This window comes from Bradyrhizobium sp. 27S5, from assembly GCF_037217225.1.
GTDB classification, from domain to species: domain Bacteria; phylum Pseudomonadota; class Alphaproteobacteria; order Rhizobiales; family Xanthobacteraceae; genus Bradyrhizobium; species Bradyrhizobium septentrionale.
This window is the reverse complement of record NZ_CP147714.1, coordinates 7,224,394-7,240,225: the sequence shown is the minus strand read 5'-3', so window position 1 is coordinate 7,240,225 and position 15,832 is coordinate 7,224,394. Positions and strand designations below refer to the sequence as shown.

The 15,832-nt window shown below is 64.9% G+C and carries 15 protein-coding genes; 2 read left to right on the top strand and 13 right to left on the bottom strand.

Going from position 1 to position 15,832, the window contains the following annotated elements; translation table 11 throughout:
- Positions 1-75 precede the first annotated feature (75 nt).
- From WDM24_RS34140 to WDM24_RS34120, 5 genes are all read right to left on the bottom strand, one after another.
- Positions 76-807 carry a hypothetical protein gene (locus WDM24_RS34140; RefSeq protein ID WP_338828891.1) on the bottom strand — a complete coding sequence of 244 codons (732 nt, stop codon included), beginning with the start codon at positions 805-807 and terminating at the stop codon, positions 76-78.
- A gap of 100 nt (positions 808-907) precedes the next feature.
- Complete coding sequence (lspA, locus tag WDM24_RS34135; RefSeq protein WP_166308204.1) at positions 908-1,405, bottom strand: signal peptidase II; 498 nt, start codon at positions 1,403-1,405, stop codon at positions 908-910.
- A gap of 166 nt (positions 1,406-1,571) precedes the next feature.
- Positions 1,572-4,574 (bottom strand): isoleucine--tRNA ligase, encoded by a 3,003-nt coding sequence (gene ileS, locus WDM24_RS34130; protein ID WP_338828890.1) that lies wholly within the window; start codon positions 4,572-4,574, stop codon positions 1,572-1,574.
- A 213-nt stretch (positions 4,575-4,787) separates the two neighbouring features.
- Positions 4,788-5,339 (bottom strand): sugar O-acetyltransferase, encoded by a 552-nt coding sequence (locus WDM24_RS34125; RefSeq protein WP_166303549.1) that lies wholly within the window; start codon positions 5,337-5,339, stop codon positions 4,788-4,790.
- Positions 5,336-6,307 (bottom strand): bifunctional riboflavin kinase/FAD synthetase, encoded by a 972-nt coding sequence (locus tag WDM24_RS34120; RefSeq protein WP_166303552.1) that lies wholly within the window; start codon positions 6,305-6,307, stop codon positions 5,336-5,338. Before WDM24_RS34120 ends, WDM24_RS34125 begins: the two co-directional genes overlap by 4 nt.
- Before the next feature lie 213 nt (positions 6,308-6,520).
- Here WDM24_RS34120 and WDM24_RS34115 point away from each other — a divergent pair, with 213 nt between their 5' ends.
- Entirely contained in the window at positions 6,521-6,916 is a 396-nt protein-coding gene (locus WDM24_RS34115; protein ID WP_016844467.1) for a response regulator, read from the top strand.
- Positions 6,917-7,174: 258 nt separating this feature from the next.
- On the opposite strand, the gene WDM24_RS34110 is transcribed toward WDM24_RS34115, so the two are convergent.
- The 7 genes from WDM24_RS34110 to uvrC all read right to left on the bottom strand — a co-directional run bounded on the left by WDM24_RS34110 (position 7,175) and on the right by uvrC (position 14,221).
- On the bottom strand, positions 7,175-8,026 hold the full coding sequence (locus WDM24_RS34110) for a TIGR01459 family HAD-type hydrolase (RefSeq protein WP_029081934.1): 852 nt from the start codon (positions 8,024-8,026) through the stop codon (positions 7,175-7,177).
- A 15-nt stretch (positions 8,027-8,041) separates the two neighbouring features.
- The gene (locus WDM24_RS34105; RefSeq protein WP_338828889.1) at positions 8,042-9,454 is read right to left on the bottom strand and encodes an EAL domain-containing protein; all 1,413 of its coding nucleotides are present in this window, start codon (positions 9,452-9,454) and stop codon (positions 8,042-8,044) included.
- Positions 9,455-9,632: 178 nt separating this feature from the next.
- Entirely contained in the window at positions 9,633-10,592 is a 960-nt protein-coding gene (gene prmB, locus WDM24_RS34100; RefSeq protein WP_338828888.1) for a 50S ribosomal protein L3 N(5)-glutamine methyltransferase, read from the bottom strand.
- Entirely contained in the window at positions 10,592-11,059 is a 468-nt protein-coding gene (locus WDM24_RS34095; RefSeq protein ID WP_338828887.1) for a molybdenum cofactor biosynthesis protein MoaE, read from the bottom strand. Before WDM24_RS34095 ends, prmB begins: the two co-directional genes overlap by 1 nt.
- Before the next feature lie 8 nt (positions 11,060-11,067).
- Positions 11,068-11,319, bottom strand: coding sequence for a molybdopterin converting factor subunit 1 (gene moaD / locus WDM24_RS34090; protein WP_338828886.1), 252 nt, complete (start codon positions 11,317-11,319; stop codon positions 11,068-11,070).
- Positions 11,316-11,930, bottom strand: a complete 615-nt coding sequence (gene pgsA / locus WDM24_RS34085) for a CDP-diacylglycerol--glycerol-3-phosphate 3-phosphatidyltransferase (RefSeq protein ID WP_029081939.1) — start codon at positions 11,928-11,930, stop codon at positions 11,316-11,318. The genes moaD and pgsA overlap by 4 nt, the downstream gene beginning before the upstream one ends.
- Before the next feature lie 206 nt (positions 11,931-12,136).
- Entirely contained in the window at positions 12,137-14,221 is a 2,085-nt protein-coding gene (uvrC, locus tag WDM24_RS34080; RefSeq protein ID WP_338828885.1) for an excinuclease ABC subunit UvrC, read from the bottom strand.
- 263 nt (positions 14,222-14,484) lie between these two features.
- Between uvrC and WDM24_RS34075 the strand changes: the two genes are divergently transcribed.
- On the top strand, positions 14,485-15,108 hold the full coding sequence (locus WDM24_RS34075) for an outer membrane protein (protein WP_166209848.1): 624 nt from the start codon (positions 14,485-14,487) through the stop codon (positions 15,106-15,108).
- A gap of 272 nt (positions 15,109-15,380) precedes the next feature.
- Here WDM24_RS34075 and WDM24_RS34070 read toward each other — a convergent pair whose 3' ends face one another.
- Positions 15,381-15,593, bottom strand: a complete 213-nt coding sequence (locus WDM24_RS34070) for a cold-shock protein (RefSeq protein WP_016844477.1) — start codon at positions 15,591-15,593, stop codon at positions 15,381-15,383.
- Positions 15,594-15,832: the final 239 nt, after the last annotated feature.

Genomic DNA, 15,832 nt, shown 5'->3' with positions numbered 1-15,832 from the left:
GACATGCGTCACCCCGCATTAAGCTTTGCTCATGTCAGCCTTCGCCCGCAGAGGCCAAGTGATCGGGCCAATCGATCACTGCACCGGTTTTCCGGACATGACGTCGTACTGGCCCTCTTTCGCCACCGGCTGCATCGGTCCAGTGCCATAGGCAAAGCCCGATGATGGCGTCTGGTAGCCGGGCGGCGGCTCGGTCAGGGATTCGCGCGTCGGCTCACCCTTGAACGGCTTGGACTCGCTGCTGTTTCCCTTGAATATGCCGAGCAGGCCACCATTGTAACCGAGCTGGCTCGGCGACAGCGCCGGATTCGTGCTCACGCCAGGCTCGAGCGGCTCTTTCCGGCCGTCGGTGGCCGTCTGCTGCTTGCGGCCGGCCTCGATCTCGGCCTGCGTCAGCGGCATCGCCGACTCCCAGGACTCCTTCTTGACTTCCTTCTTGCGCGCCGCGATCGCGGCCTTGCGCCTGGCGATATCGGGGTCCTTCGGCCAGTTCGGCGCATTGACCTGGGCGGCCGAAGCGGGCGGTGGCAGGTCGAGCTTCGGCGGCACCACCAGCGGCGAGCGCTCGCGGTAGTCGATGCCCTTGCTGGCCGCGCTCTTGGCGCCGAGCCCGGTCATCAGATTGTCGACGATCCGCTCTTCGAAGGTCAGGCCGTCATCGCCATCGTCGTCATCGTCGCCGGCGCGCACCGGGCCGGCCGTCATGACGAGGCCGATTCCGGCCGCAACGAACGCCAGGCGGAGGCCGCGCATCAGCGGTATCCGGGAGGTCTCGATCAGGTAACCGCGGGCTTTGGTGTTGCGCATCGCGCTATTCCCATCTCAAAATTCGCCCGAGCGATCACTGGCTTAGCGCTCAGTTCCGCTGGGTGCAAGTCGGCCGCCGACCGGCTCGTATCGGCCGGGATCAGGGCGCTTTTACGGCGGGGGTCCCCATCACGGAATCATACAATAGGGCCGCCACGCCAGCAACGATCGCCACATCGGCGAGGTTGAATACGTACCAATTGAAGGTTTTTCCCCCGATCTCGACATGAAACAGGGCGAAATCGACCACGGCGCCGTAGGCGAAGCGGTCGATGCCGTTCCCGATCGCGCCGCCGATGATCAGCCCCAGCGACAGCGTCGCCAGCCAGGTCCGCGACCGCGCCATCCAGATCGCCAGGGCGATCACGGCGGCGGCCTTGACCACCATCAGCAGAATCTGGGCCGCCGGGGTCTCGCTCTGAAACCAGCCGAAACTGATCCCGGGATTCCAGGCAAGTACCAGGTCGAAGAACGGCGTCACCTGCACCGCGCCGCGGTGGGCAATGCCGAAGACGTACAGGAGCCAGAGCTTGGAGGCCTGGTCGGCGATCAGGGTGATGACTGCCGCGATCACGCCGGTGCGGACAGCAGGGGTCATCGGCTTGCCGCCAAAGGCGTCGTCCCGGCGAAGGCCGGGACCCATACGCCGTGCCGGGTATTGTTTGAATGACTCGGGGTCATCAACCTTCGTCCATTCGAGACAGCGGTGGTTATGGGTCCCGGCCCCCGTGCGCAATTGCGCACTAGGCCGGGACAACGGACAGTCAGGAGATGCTGACCCCCAGCGCCTTCCATTCGCGCAGCGCTTGCGCGTCGCGCGGCGAAACGTCGGGATATTCGCGATCCTCGCCGACTGTCGGGAGGATTTTCCACGAGCGCGCGCATTTGGTGCCGACCGCCTTCTCGACCACGACGGCAACGCCGGGCACGGCATCGAGGCGGAAGGCATTGGCCGGCGCCTCGCCCTCGCGCACCTCGTAGTTCGAGGTGATGCAGACTTCGGCGAGGTCGATGTCGAACAGCGTCGCCAACATCTGCCGGTCGGCGACGTAGATCACCGGCGATGCCTCGAGCGACGAGCCGATCCGCTTGGCGGCGCGTTCGAGCTCGAGTGCGCCGGTGACGACGCGGCGGACGTTGCGGATCGTCTCCCACTTTGCGGCGAGGGCGTCGTCGCGGAACCGCTCGAGACCTTCGGGGAACAGCGTGAGGTGCACCGATGGCTCCGCGTTCGGCCGGTACATCCGCCAGGCTTCGTCGGTGGTGAAGCTCAGGATCGGCGCCAGCCATTTCAGGATCGCGTCGCACAGCAGGTCGATCGTGGTCAGCGCCGCCTTGCGCGCCACCGAGGACGGCGGATCGCAATACAGCGTGTCCTTGCGGATATCGAAATAGAACGCCGACAGCTCGGAGTTCATGAAGGCCGCGAGGCTGGCGACCACGGTCTTGTAGTCGAACTCCGCATAGGCCTTGCGGATGGTCTCGGCGTGCCCGGCCAATTCGTGCAGCATCAGCCGCTCGAGCTCGGGCATCTCGGCAAATCCGACCTTCTCGCTCGGCTTGAAGTGATGCAGCGTGCCGAGCATCCAGCGGATCGAGTTGCGCAGCTTGCGGTAGGTCTCGATGGTGTTCTTCAGGATCTCCGGGCCGATGCGCTGGTCATCGGCATAGTCGGTGGCGCAAACCCACAGCCGCAGGATGTCCGCACCGGAATCCTTGATCACCTTCTGCGGCTCGACCGTGTTGCCGAGCGACTTCGACATCTTGCGGCCGTTCTCGTCGAGCGTGAAGCCGTGGGTCAGCACGATGTCGTACGGCGCGCGCCCGCGCGTGCCGGCGCTCTCCAGCAGCGACGAGTGGAACCAGCCGCGATGCTGGTCCGAGCCTTCCAGATACATCACGGTGTCGTCGCCGCCATCGATCTTGCGAACGATGTTGCCGAGCTGCGGGAAGTTCTGGCGGTCTTCCAGCACGAAGGCGTGCGTCGAACCGGAATCGAACCAGACGTCGCAGATGTCGTCGACCTTCTTCCAGTTCTCCGACGCGCGGGCCCCGAGGAAGCGCTCGCGGGCGCCGTCCATGTACCACGCGTCGGCGCCTTCTTCCATGAACGCCTCGGCGATGCGCTGGTTGACGACCTCGTCCTGCAGGATCTCGGCCGAGCCGTCGCTGTTCTCGCGCACGAACACGGCGATCGGCACGCCCCAGGCGCGCTGCCGCGAGATCACCCAGTCCGGACGGTTGGCGATCATGCCGTTGATGCGGTTCTCGCCGGCCGGCGGTACCCATTGCGTGACCGAGATCGCGTGCAGGGCGCGGGCGCGCAGCGTGTCGCCCTTCTTCGCATGGCCGTTCTCCGCGATGTCCTTGTCCATCGCGATGAACCATTGCGGCGTGTTGCGGAAGATCACCGGCTTCTTGGAGCGCCAGGAATGCGGATATTGGTGCTTGAGGCGGCCGCGCGCCAGCAGCTTGCCGGCCTCGATCAGCGCCTTGATCACGGCCTCGTTGGCGTCGCCCTTTTCGCCCTTGTCGTTGATCACGCGCTTTTCGGTGAAGCCCGGCGCCTGTGCGGTGTAGGCGCCGTTCTCGTCGACCGTGTAGGGGATCGCAGTCGGAATGCCGCGCGCGTCGAGCTCGCGGGTGTTGGCGGTCCAGACGTCGAAGTCCTCGCGGCCGTGGCTCGGCGCGGTGTGGACGAAGCCGGTGCCGGTGTCGTCGGTGACATGCTCGCCGGCGAGCAGCGGCACGGTGAACTCGTAGCCGCCACCGAACCCGCGCAGCGGATGGGCGCATTCCACGGCGTCGAGCGTGTCGCCGGGGATATCGCGGACCTTCTCATAGGCCGTGACGCGGGCCTGCTTGAACACCTCGGCGGCAAGCGCATCGGCCAGGATCAGGAGATCGCCCGTCTTCGCCCAATTGTCCGCAGGCGCATCCGTGACCTTGTAGAGACCGTAGGCGATCTTCGGCGAGAACGAGATCGCGCGGTTACCCGGCAGCGTCCACGGCGTGGTGGTCCAGATCACGACCGAGGCATTGGCCAGCACGCCATGCGCCGGCGAGGTGACCGGGAATTTCACCCACACCATGTCGGAGGTGTAGTCCTCGTATTCGACCTCGGCTTCGGCAAGCGCGGTCTTCTCGACCACGCTCCACATCACGGGCTTCGAGCCGCGATAGAGCGTGCCGTTGGCGGCGAATTTCATCAGCTCGCGGGCGATCGCAGCTTCCGCCGGATAGCTCATGGTCTGATAGGGATGGTCCCAGTCGCCGATGATGCCGAGCCGCTTGAACTCCTCGCGCTGCACGTTGATCCAGTGCGTCGCATAGGCGCGGCATTCCTTGCGGAATGCGACCATCGCGGCGGAGTCGCGGAAGTCGGGCTTCTGCTTGCCTTTGGAGCGGTAGTTCTCCTCCTCGATCTTCCATTCGATCGGCAGGCCGTGGCAATCCCAGCCCGGCACGTAGTTGGAGTCGAAGCCGAGCATTTGTTGGCTCTTGGTCACGACGTCCTTGAGGATCTTGTTCAGCGCGTGCCCGATATGGATGTTGCCGTTGGCGTAGGGCGGGCCGTCATGCAGCACGAATTTGGCGCGGCCCTCGGCTTCCTGACGGAGCTTGGTGTAGAGGCCGATGTCGTTCCAGTATTTCAGGATTTCCGGCTCGCGCTGGGGCAGGCCGGCGCGCATCGGGAATTCCGTCTGCGGCAGGTAAAGGGTCTTGGAATAGTCGTTGGCGTCGGTCTTTTGCGGCTTGTCGGACATGAAGGCTCTGATTTGGCAGGTGAGGGCGCGGATACGCGATCAATCGCGGGTGAAACGGCGAAAGTCCCGGTCTTGCGCCGAGCCTTCAGGCTCAGGCGGAAGCCGGGCCGCTAATCCGTATGATGCGCCGCGAAAACATGGGGTTTCCATAGCAGCCGGGCAGGGAAATCGCAAAGCCCCCCGCCGCCGGCAAATCCGGACCGCCGGGGTGTTCTAGGCCTGCCGCGGCCGGGCCGGATTTCCGGCCACGATGGCGCCCGGGGCGACGTCCCGGGTGACCACGCTGCCGGCCCCGACCAGGGCGCCGTCGCCGATCGTGACGCCGGGCAGGATGATGGCACCCCCGCCGATCCAGACGTCGCTACCGATCCGGATCGGGCGGCCGAATTCCAGCCCGGCGCGCCGGGTCGCGGCGTCGCGCGGGTGGTCGGCGGTATAGATCTGCACCGCGGGCCCGATCTGGGTGCGATCGCCGATCGCGACCTCGACCACGTCGAGGATGACGCAATTGAAGTTCAGGAACACGCCGTCGCCGAGGCTGATATTGCTGCCGTAGTCGCAGAAGAACGGCGGGCGGATCACGGCATCGTTGCCGACCCTGCGGAAGCGCTCGGCGAGCAGCGCGTGCAGCTCGCTTGCGGAAGAGGCGCCTGACGCGTTGTAGCGCGTCATCCAATGTTCCGCCGCGGTATGGTCGGCGGCGAGCTCGGCATCGGGGCGATACAGTTCGCCCGCCAGCATCTTCTGCTTCTCAGTCCTGTTCAACCAATCGCTCCGAGCTGCGGGAACGCATCGGGTGCCGCGGCCAGCACCGCGCGCGCCTTGGCGCTGTCGTCGTCCATCTGGCGGATCAACGCCTCGATGGTGTCGAATTTCAGCTCTTCGCGAATGAAACCGATGAATGCGACATCAAGGACCGTGTCGTAGAGATCGCCCTTGAAGTCGAACAGGAACACTTCGAGCAGCGGCGCGCCGTTGTCGAAGGTCGGACGCCGCCCGAAGCTTGCGACCCCGTCGAAACGTTGCGAGCCCTTGCCGACCCGCACCGCATAGATGCCGTGCTTCAGGCCGCAATGCTTGTCGAGGCGGATGTTGGCGGTGGGGTAGCCGAGGTCGCGGCCGCGCTTCTCGCCGTGGATCACCTTGCCGGTGACGAACCACGGTCCGCCCAGCATCGTGGTGGCGTCAGTGACCTGGCCCTCGGCGAGCGCCATGCGGATGGCGCTGGAGGAAACCGGACGCTCCTCGATATCGACATGGGCCTGCACATCGACCTCGATGCCGAGCCGCGGCGCTTCGCTGACCAGCAGGCTCGGCGAGCCGACCCGGCCCTTGCCGAAATGGAAGTCGTAGCCGACCGCGATCCCGCTGATGCCGAGCCGGTCAATCAGGTCATGATGAATGAAGTCCTGTGCCGTGGTGCCGGCGCGCGCCTTGTCGAAGGTCATGACGACCGCGCCGGCAAGCCCCGTGGCCGCGAGCAGCCGCAGCTTGTTGGTCTCGTCCGTGAGGCGGAATTGCGGGGTGTTCGGGCTGAAGAAGGAGCGCGGATGCGGCTCGAAGGTGACGGCCAACGCGGGCACGCCATGTGCCTTGCCCATCGCGAGCGCCGCGCCGATCACGGCGCGGTGACCGAGATGGACGCCATCGAAATTTCCCATCGCGACTACGGCGCCCTTCGGAATGGCGCTGGCGGGGGTGTTGTCGCGGATAACGGTAAAGCCGGTGCTCATTTCAGGGATTCTTCAAGGATTCTTAAGCATGATTGTTGCGGGCCGGACCGTGACGCGGCGGCGGCGTGGAAGTCAAGCGTAGCGAAAATCGCGTCAAATCCGTAACAATCCGGGTTCAGCCGGTTAACGCGCTGTTTAACGCCTGCTGTTAGTCGTTGGCGGAAAGCTGCGTTTGCGCAGAAGCCAGTTGCGTCAGTTGTTTTGGGGGAAAAGATGGCGGTTGATTTGTCCATGCCGGTTCTGGTGGTTGATGACTACAGCACCATGATCCGCATCATCCGGAATCTTCTCAAGCAGCTTGGATTCGAGAATATCGACGATGCCTCCGACGGCTCGGCGGCGCTGAACAAGATGCGCGGCAAGAAGTATGGCCTGGTGATTTCCGACTGGAACATGGAGCCGATGACCGGCTACGACCTGCTCAAGGAAGTCCGCGCCGATCCCAACCTCGCGACCACGCCCTTCATCATGATCACGGCGGAGTCCAAGACCGAGAACGTGATCGCGGCCAAGAAGGCCGGCGTGAACAATTACATCGTCAAGCCGTTCAACGCCGCCACGCTGAAGACCAAGATCGAGGCGGTCTTCCCGGATATGGCGACGGCGTAAGACGCCCGTTCATCGCGCCAACTGAATATCTCGTCATGCCCGGGCAGAAGCGCGAAGCGCGTCTTCGCGCTAGATGTCCCGGGCATTTGCGTCAAATGCCAATGCGATAGTCCTGCCGGGAGGGTGTGCCTGCACGATTTCGGAATATTGGAAGAATGTCCCTGAGTTGCCCGACGTGTCAAGTCGCCGGGTCGACCGTCAGCCGCCGGCGGCTACTTTGCATGGGGTTGTTTTCGATATTTTGGCTGTGAAGCGCCGCTACCACTTCAGGTCGCGCATCAGCGCGCGCGGCGGATGGCCGAACAATTCCTTCACCGAGGCCTGATCGAGCTGCTCGATGCCCTCGAACTGATCGGAATGGATGCCGCGGGTGACGAACAGCAGATCGATGCCGAAGCCATGGGCGCCGGTGAGGTCGGTGCGCACGGAATCGCCGATCGCGAGCACGCGGCTGAGTTCGGTCGGACGCCCGCGGCGCTCAGTGGCCAGCGCCATGGCGCGTTCATAGATCGGCCGGTGCGGCTTGCCGTAGAAGATCACCTCGCCGCCGAGTTCGCGATAGAGTTCGGCGACCGCGCCGGCGCAATAGATCAGCCGGTCGCCGCGTTCGACCACGATGTCGGGATTGGCGCAGATCAGCGTGAGCTTGCGCTCGAGTGCCTTCAACAGCGTGTCGCGATAGTCTTCGGCGGACTCGGTCTCGTCGTCGAACAGGCCGGTGCAGATGATGTAGTCGGCCTGCTCCAGCGGCACCATGGTGGCGTCGAGGCCGCGATGGATCGAGCTGTCGCGCTCCGGGCCGATCCAGAAGATCTTTTGGCCGGGATGATCAGAAACAAAATGACGCGTCAGGTCGCCCGAGGAGACGATTGCGTCATAGGTCTCGTCGGCGACGCCGAGCTTGCGCAGCTGCCGCTGCACGGAATCGGCCGGCCGCGGCGCGTTGGTGATCAGGATGACGGTGCCGCCCTGCTGGCGAAAGGTGTGCAGCGCCGCGCAGGCCTCGGGAAAGGACTCGAGCCCATTGTGCACGACGCCCCAGATGTCCGACAGCACGACGTCGACGCCGTCGACGAGATCGCGCAGCCGCTCCACAAAACGCAGCGTCATGAGGCGAACCGTTGGTTAGTTCGGACCGAGCGCGCGGCGCGCCAGCGCAGCGCTGCCGGTGGTGCGCGGTGGCGCTGCGGGGCTGGAGACGGGTGCGGAAGTGCTGGCGCCATTGAGGTCCTGGGGCTTGGTCTGTGCAGTCTCGGCGGTAGCAGATGCCCCTTCCGGCCGCAACGGCCGCGGCGGGGCGAACAGGAAGCCCTGGCCGAACCGGACATCGAAGTCGAGCAAATCGACCACCGAGCGCTCGCCCTCGATCCGTTCGGCGATCAGGTCGATCCCGTAGCGGCCGAGCAGGTCGGACAGATCGGAGGGATGGATATCGGTGGTCGCGCTCTGCCTGGCGTCGAGCAGCAGCGCGGCCGGCACCTTGATGAAGCGGACGCCGCGATCGGCGAGCTCGCGCGGCTCGAGGCGGAGGTCGCTGACATGGTCGATCGAGAAGCGGTAGCCGCGCTGCGCCAGCGCTGCGAGGTTCTCGCTTTCGACCGGGCCGAGATTGCGGAAGGTCGCCTGCTTGAACTCGAGCACGAAGGACGGCGCCAGCGCGCGGTTGGCCTCGAGGAAATCGAGGCATTGGGTGAAATGCGCCGGGTTGGACAACGTCGCCGACGCCACGTTGCAGAACACGCCGACATCCTTGCTGCGGATCATCAGGCGTCGCAGCACCTGGACGCAGCGAAGCATCACCATGTGGTCGATACGGCCGATCAGGCCGCCGGCCTCGGCGGCCTCGATGAAATCGTCGGCGGCAAGGACCTGGTCGCGCTCGTCGCGCAGTCGCGTCATCGCCTCGTAGTAGCGCACCTTGCGCTGCGGCAGCGTCACCATCGGTTGCAGGTAGATGTCGAGGCGGTTCTCATCGAGGGCGTGCCTGATCGCGCCGATGAGTTGGGTCTGGCTGCGTGAGATCGCTGACGGAGGTGCAGGTGGCGGCGGGGGCGCAAACACGACGGTCGGTGCCGGCGGGACCGGTTGCAGCAGATCGTCGCGCAATGATGCGACCGGCTGCGCCACGGGACCTGCCGCCAGCAGATCCTCATGATGGGCGACGGACGCCGCAAGCTGCTTCACAAGTCCGCCAAGCTCGCTGATCTCGCCGGCCATGCCCTGGATCCGGTCGGCGCCGGTGGAGTTGGCCGAAGCGACGCGGCCTTCGACCGCGGCCAGCCGGCGGCCGAATTCGGCGACCTGGCGGGCGAGGTCGGCGGTGCCGCGCGACAGATCAGCGATCTGGCCGCCGACATCGCTGCGGTCGCGCAACCGCATCGAGACGGCGTTGTAGAGGATCAGGCAGGTGAGGGCGGTGAGCGCCACGATCGCCGATTCCGATCCGCTGATGCCCGCCACCGAATACAGCACGAAGCCGAGCGAGGCTGCGAGGAGCACCATGCAGATGGCGATGAAGATCGTCGAAATGCGAATCATGTCGCGCGCCCGCGCCCTCTCTCCGAACGTCCCCGGACCGCAACCTTAGCACCATTGTTGATTCGACGGGCCTGCGATCTTCGGAACCGGCTGGAACTGCACACGATTTTCGCTTCGCCCAGATCGGGCTCGATAAGCCGGGCTCCGCAATAATCCGGACCCGGCCGCGCCGCGCCCGTCAGAGGTCCGCGGCGGCGATCCAGAACACCTCGCCCTCGGAGTCCTCGGTGTCGAGCCAGAGCAGGGGCAGGTTCGTATAGGCAGCCTCGAGATTGTCGCGGCCGGGGCCGATCTCGCAGAGCAGCCCGCCCTGCGGGGTCAGATGTTCCCTGGCCTCGTCGAGCAGGCGGCGGACGATATCGAGCCCGTCAGTGCCGCCATCGAACGCGATCTTCGGCTCGGCGCGGCACTCGCGCGGCAGCGCCGCCATGCCTCTAGCGTCGACATAGGGCGGGTTCGAGATGATGAGATCGTAGCGGTGGCTGCCGAGCGGCTTGAACAGGTCGCCGCGATGGAGCGTCAGGCGATCGTCGAGGCCGTGGTCGGCGACGTTGCGCGCGGCGACTTCCAGCGCATCCTTCGAAATATCGACCGCGTCGACCGCGGCGTTGGCGAAATGCCTGGCGGCCAAAATCGCAAGACAGCCGGAGCCGGTGCAGAGGTCGAGCACGCTTTCGACGTCCTCTGGGTCGCCGATCAATGAGGTGCCGTCCTCGTCGCCGCCGAAATGCGAGTCCAGCAATTCGCCGATGAAGGAGCGCGGCACGATGGTGCGCTCGTCGACATAGAACGGCAGGCCGCGCATATAGACCTTGTTGACGAGGTAGGCGGCCGGCTTTCGCGTCGCGATCCGCTGCTCGATCAAGTCGAGGATCTGCCTGCCTTCGGCAATGGTGACGCGCGCGTTGGCAAAGCTCTCGAACTGGTCGGGGTGCAGATGCAGCGTCTCGCAGATCAGGAATGCGGCCTCGGCCACCGGATCGGTGGTGCCGTGCGCGAACACGAGCTTGGCCGCGTTGAAGCGACTGACCGCGTAGCGCAGGAAATCGAACAGCGTGTGAAGCTCGCCGGCGCCGACCTTGGGCGCTTTCGGCGCGGCGGGGCCGCGCCTGGCCGGCACTTTGCTGCGCTTGGCCATCAGGATTTGGTCCAGCGCGCGGTGGCCGCATCGTCATGGTCGCGCGCCTCGATCCAGCCGGTGCCGCGCGCGCTTTCCTCGCGCTTCCAGAACGGTGCGTTGGTCTTGAGGTAGTCCATCAGGAACTCGGCTGCCTCGAACGCGGCCTGCCGGTGCGCCGAGGCGGTCACGACCAGCACGATGTTCTCGCCCGGCGCGATGCGGCCGAAGCGATGGATGACGGTGAGGCCCTGCAATGGCCAGCGCGAAAGCGCCTCGTCGGCATGGCGCGCAATCTCGGCTTCCGCCATTTCAGGGTAATGCTCGAGCGTCAGTGCCGCGATCGGCTCGCCCTGTTCGCTGCCGCGGCAGATGCCGCTGAAGCTGACGACCGCGCCGACATCGGTGCGCCCCTTGCTCAACTCCGCAATCTCCCGCGCGACATCGAAGTCGGCTTCCTGGATGCGGATGGTCGCTGCGACAGCCATGATGAGATTTAGCCGCCGGTCATCGGCGGGAAGAACGCGATCTCGCGGGCGCCGGAGATCGCTGCGTCCGATTTGACGTGGGCGTGGTCGATCGCGGCGCGGATCACCGCGGGCTTCTCGAAGGCATAGGCGTAGGCATCGTCGCGCGCGGCAAGCCAGCCGATCAGGTCGCCGACGGTGCGCACCTCGACCGGCGGCTCGATGACCTCTTCGGCCTTGCCGACGCGTTCACGGACCCAGGCGAAATATTTCAGCTTCATCCCTCATCCTCCTTGATGAGGTGATGGATGCCGGCGCGGAAATAGTCCCAGCCGGTGTAGATGGTGAAGATCGCCGACATCCAGAGCAACACGATGCCGATCAGGGTGGTCGCCGGAACGACCTGCTCGCCCGCTTCGCCGGCAATCAGGAAACCGATCGCCACCAGCTGGATCGTGGTCTTCCATTTCGCAAGCTTGGTGACGGGAACGCTGACCCGCAGTCCTGCGAGATATTCGCGCAGGCCCGAGACCAGGATCTCGCGGCACAGGATCACGATCGCCGCCCACAGCGTCCAGCCATGGATCGAGTTGTCGGCGGCCAGCATCAACAGGCTGGAGGCGACCAGAAGCTTGTCGGCGATTGGATCGAGCATCCGGCCGAACGCCGACTGCTGGTCCCACATCCGGGCGTAGTAACCGTCGAGATAATCGGTGATCCCCGCTGCGATGAATACCGCCAGCGCCACCCAGCGCAGCCAAAGCGGGCCGTCCAGGATCGATTGCCAGTAGACGCAGCCGATCACCACCGGGATGGCGGCGATCCGGGCATAGGTCAGGATATTCGGGAGGGACAAGGTCTTGGGCTGTCCCCGGGTCGTGGCGATGTTCATCCGTTCTACCAATACCGCTGAAGCAAGAAGGTCAACCGTGCGCAGGCCAAAGCGCGGTGAGATTACGCCGAATCCTCATGGCACTTTAGCTCCTTGTTTATGCATGATCTCCGCGCAAACGCCTCGCGTTTGTCGCGAGGGAACATTGCCCGCATCATGCCCCAGATGCCCCGTCGCAGGCGACGCCCTGATGACTCGTCTTTCGTTTAACCCGGCTGGGCGTGGAAAAACTCGAAAATCTTGCGGGCGCTCTCGGCGCTGACGCCGGGAACCTTGCCGAGGTCGGCGATCGAGGCCCGCTCGATCTCCTTGAGAGTTCCGAAGTGGTGCAGCAGGGCACGTTTGCGCGATGGGCCGATGCCGGGAATCTCCTGCAGGCCGGCCTCGCGGATGTCCTTTTTGCGCAGCTTGCGGTGCGAGCCGATCACGAAGCGGTGGGCCTCGTCGCGCAGCCGCTGGATGAAATAGAGCACCGGGTCCCGCGGCTCCAGCTTGATGGCCTCGCGGTCAGGCATGAACAGGGTTTCGCGCCCGGCATCGCGCTCCGGTCCCTTGGCCACCGCCATCAGCGAGACCTGGGTCAGCCCGAGATTCTGGAAAATTTCCCTGACCGCGTTGAGCTGGCCGCGGCCGCCGTCGATGATGACGAGGTCGGGCCATTGCGGGAACGAATCGTCGTCCGCCTTGTCGTTTTCCTTGGCTCTGGCGGCCTCGCCCTCCGGCGGCTTCAGCAGCCGCTTGAAGCGGCGCTCCAGCACCTCGCGCATCATCCCATAGTCGTCGCCCGGCGTCAGACCCTCGGACTTGATGTTGAACTTGCGGTACTGGTTCTTCATGAATCCGTCGGGCCCGGCCACGATCATTGCGCCGACCGCGTTGGTGCCCTGGATGTGGCTGTTGTCGTAGACCTCGATGCGCCTCAGTGTGTGCGGCAGGCCAAGCGTGGTGACCATGCCCTCGAGCAGCCGGCTTTGCGTCGCGGTGTCGGCGAGCCTGCGGCCGAGCGCCTCGCGCGCGTTGGTGAGCGCGTGGCCGATCAGCTCCTTCTTCTCGCCGCGCTTGGGCACGGAGACCTCGACCTTGGATCCGGCCTTGACCGACAGCGCGTCGGCGAGCAACGCGCTTTCCTCGATCTCGTGCGACAGCAGGATCAGCTTCGGCGGCGGCTTGTCGTCGTAGAATTGCGCGAGGAACGAGGACAGCACCTCCTCGGGCGTGAAGGTCTTTTCCGCCCGCGGGAAATAGGCGCGGTTGCCCCAGTTCTGGCCGGTGCGGAAGAAGAACACCTCGACGCAGGAATAGCCGCCTTCCTGATGGATCGCGAACACATCGGCCTCTTCGACCGTGCGCGGGTTGATGCCCTGCTGCGACTGGATCGCCGACAGCGCCGCGAGACGGTCGCGATACAGTGCCGCGGTCTCGAATTCGAGCTCGCCGGAGGCCTTCTCCATCTCGGCCGCGAGCAACTCCTTCACGGCGTGGCTCCGGCCGGAGAGGAATTCGGTCGCCTCGCGCACCAGTTCGGTGTAGCCGGGGAAATCGATCTCGCGCGTGCACGGGCCGGCACAACGCTTGATCTGATAGAGCAGGCAGGGCCGGGTGCGGCTTTCGAAGAAGCCGTCGGTGCAGGAGCGGATCAGGAAGGCGCGCTGCAGCGCCGTGATGGTGCGGTTGACCGCGCCGGCGTTGGCGAACGGACCGAAATAGCGTCCGGGCCTCGACTGCGCACCGCGATGCTTGAGGATCTGCGGCGCCCAGTGATCGCCCGATATCAGGATATAGGGAAACGACTTGTCGTCGCGTAGCTGCACATTGAAGCGCGGGCGAAGCTGCTTGATCAGATTGGCTTCGAGCAGCAGTGCTTCGGTCTCGGTCGTGGTCGAGACGATCTCGACATGCGTGGTTGCTGCGATCATGCGCAGGATCCGCGCCGGCAGCGGCGCGTTGGCCCGCGCATAGGACGACAGCCGCTTTTTGACGTTTTTCGCCTTGCCGACATAGAGCACGTCGTTGGCGGCGTTGAGCATGCGGTAGACGCCGGGCGAGGTCGGGGCGAGGCGAACCGCGTTCTCGATCGCGGCGTGCCCGACCGAGAGCGTGCCTTCGGCAACCGCCTCGGTGGCGTCGTCCGAAGCGTCCGGCAGACGCGCCTCATCCTCCTCCTCGGCTGCGGAGGTTTCCGGATCGACGTCGCTCGTGTCGAGCGTCAGATCGTCCTGCGGCAGGTCGGACTTTGAACCGCGCCGTGGCTTCGGGGCCGGCGTCGGGCGTTCGGGAGAATCGTGAACCATGGGCCGTAAATTAAGCGCTTGGGCGACCGCTCGCCAGCGTTGGCGGCGCCGGAAAAACAAGCCCGATCGCAGGAGGTTACCGACCCCGCGGGCCGACCCGGGCGGGTGGGTAACACATTGTTAAGATTGATGAGCGCTGCGGTAACCGGGCTTAACAGCCCTTTAACTTAAAACTCTCGATAAACCTTAGCGAAAAAAGTGGAATTCCGTAACCACGCTGGCCTTGGCCGGCGGGCTACGGCAGTTGCGTGGTGGAGAGTACAATGACCCGTTTGGTTGCGCGTGCGCTGGCACTGATCGTCGCAGGCTGGACGACTTCGGCGGCGTCGGCCGACCTCAACTACGGATCGCCCTATACCGTCCATCAGCCGCTCAACGCCTATAGCTGGGCCGGCCCCTACCTCGGCGGCAACATCGGCTATGGCTGGGGTTCGGTCGAGAACAACCCGACCAAGCCGTCCGGCTTCGCCGGCGGCGTACAGGCCGGCTACAATTTCCAGAACGGCACCCCCTGGGTGTTCGGTATCGAAGCCGATATCCAGGGCTCCGCCGCGGACGATCGGTTCGCGCCCTGGAAGTTCTCCAACCCGTGGTTCGGCACGGTGCGCGGCCGCGCCGGCTATGCGGTCAACAACGTGCTGTTCTACGCAACCGGCGGTCTCGCCTTCGGCGAGCTGCGCGGCGAAACCTTCGGCATTTCGGAGACGCATACCAATGCGGGCTTCACCGTCGGCGCCGGCGCCGAAATGGGCTTTGCCCCGAACTGGAGCGCCAAGATCGAGTATCTCTACGTCGACCTCGCCAACAGCAACTTCACCATCACCGGCGGCGCGTCGAACGGCTACAGCTTCAGCCTGGTTCGCGCCGGCATCAACTATCACTTCTGAGAACAAGAAAACGTCAGATATCAACTCCCGGTCGCGCCTCGCGCGGCCGGGTTTTTCTTCGTGCTGATGACGTGGACATCATGAGCAGCGGCACGCACGCCACGGCGTTCGCGAAGCCGATCGCGCCGCACGTGTCGGTTATGCGGGCACCGCCAGTCGCGTCCGCATCATGCAGGTGGTCACGCAGCGAGCGCGAGCCGCGCGCCCGGCAGTCAACTCACACGCAACGCTTCATTTGGCGTTCATCACGAGCCGCGCGCCGCAAGCGCTCCTCATGAAACCACCAGGTTGACCGCCTTCGGGCCCTTGCCCTTCTTGTCCGGTTCAACCTCGAACGTAATGCGCTGTCCTTCAGTCAGGTCCTTCAATCCCGCACGCTCGACAGCTGTGATGTGAACGAACACATCGCGGCCGCCATCGTCAGGTTTGATGAAGCCGTAGCCACGCTCTCCGTTGAAGAACTTGACTGTCCCAGTCATGGCCATCGGGAAAACTCCTCCCCCGTATTGCTCCACCGCTACGCGCACGCCGCATAGCGGTTGACCGACATTCGCTTGTCGGAAGCTTGGCCACCTGAACAGGCCGGTGTCACGCCGCCGGTCTGCCTGGATTTATTTCGGCCTTGTCACTCCGCCGCAACCATTCGCGGAAGCGGAACGTAAAGCCAGTCGTAACAGGATGAGCATAATACGGTTCCGCGCGCGTTGCCTACGATCAATTCGAA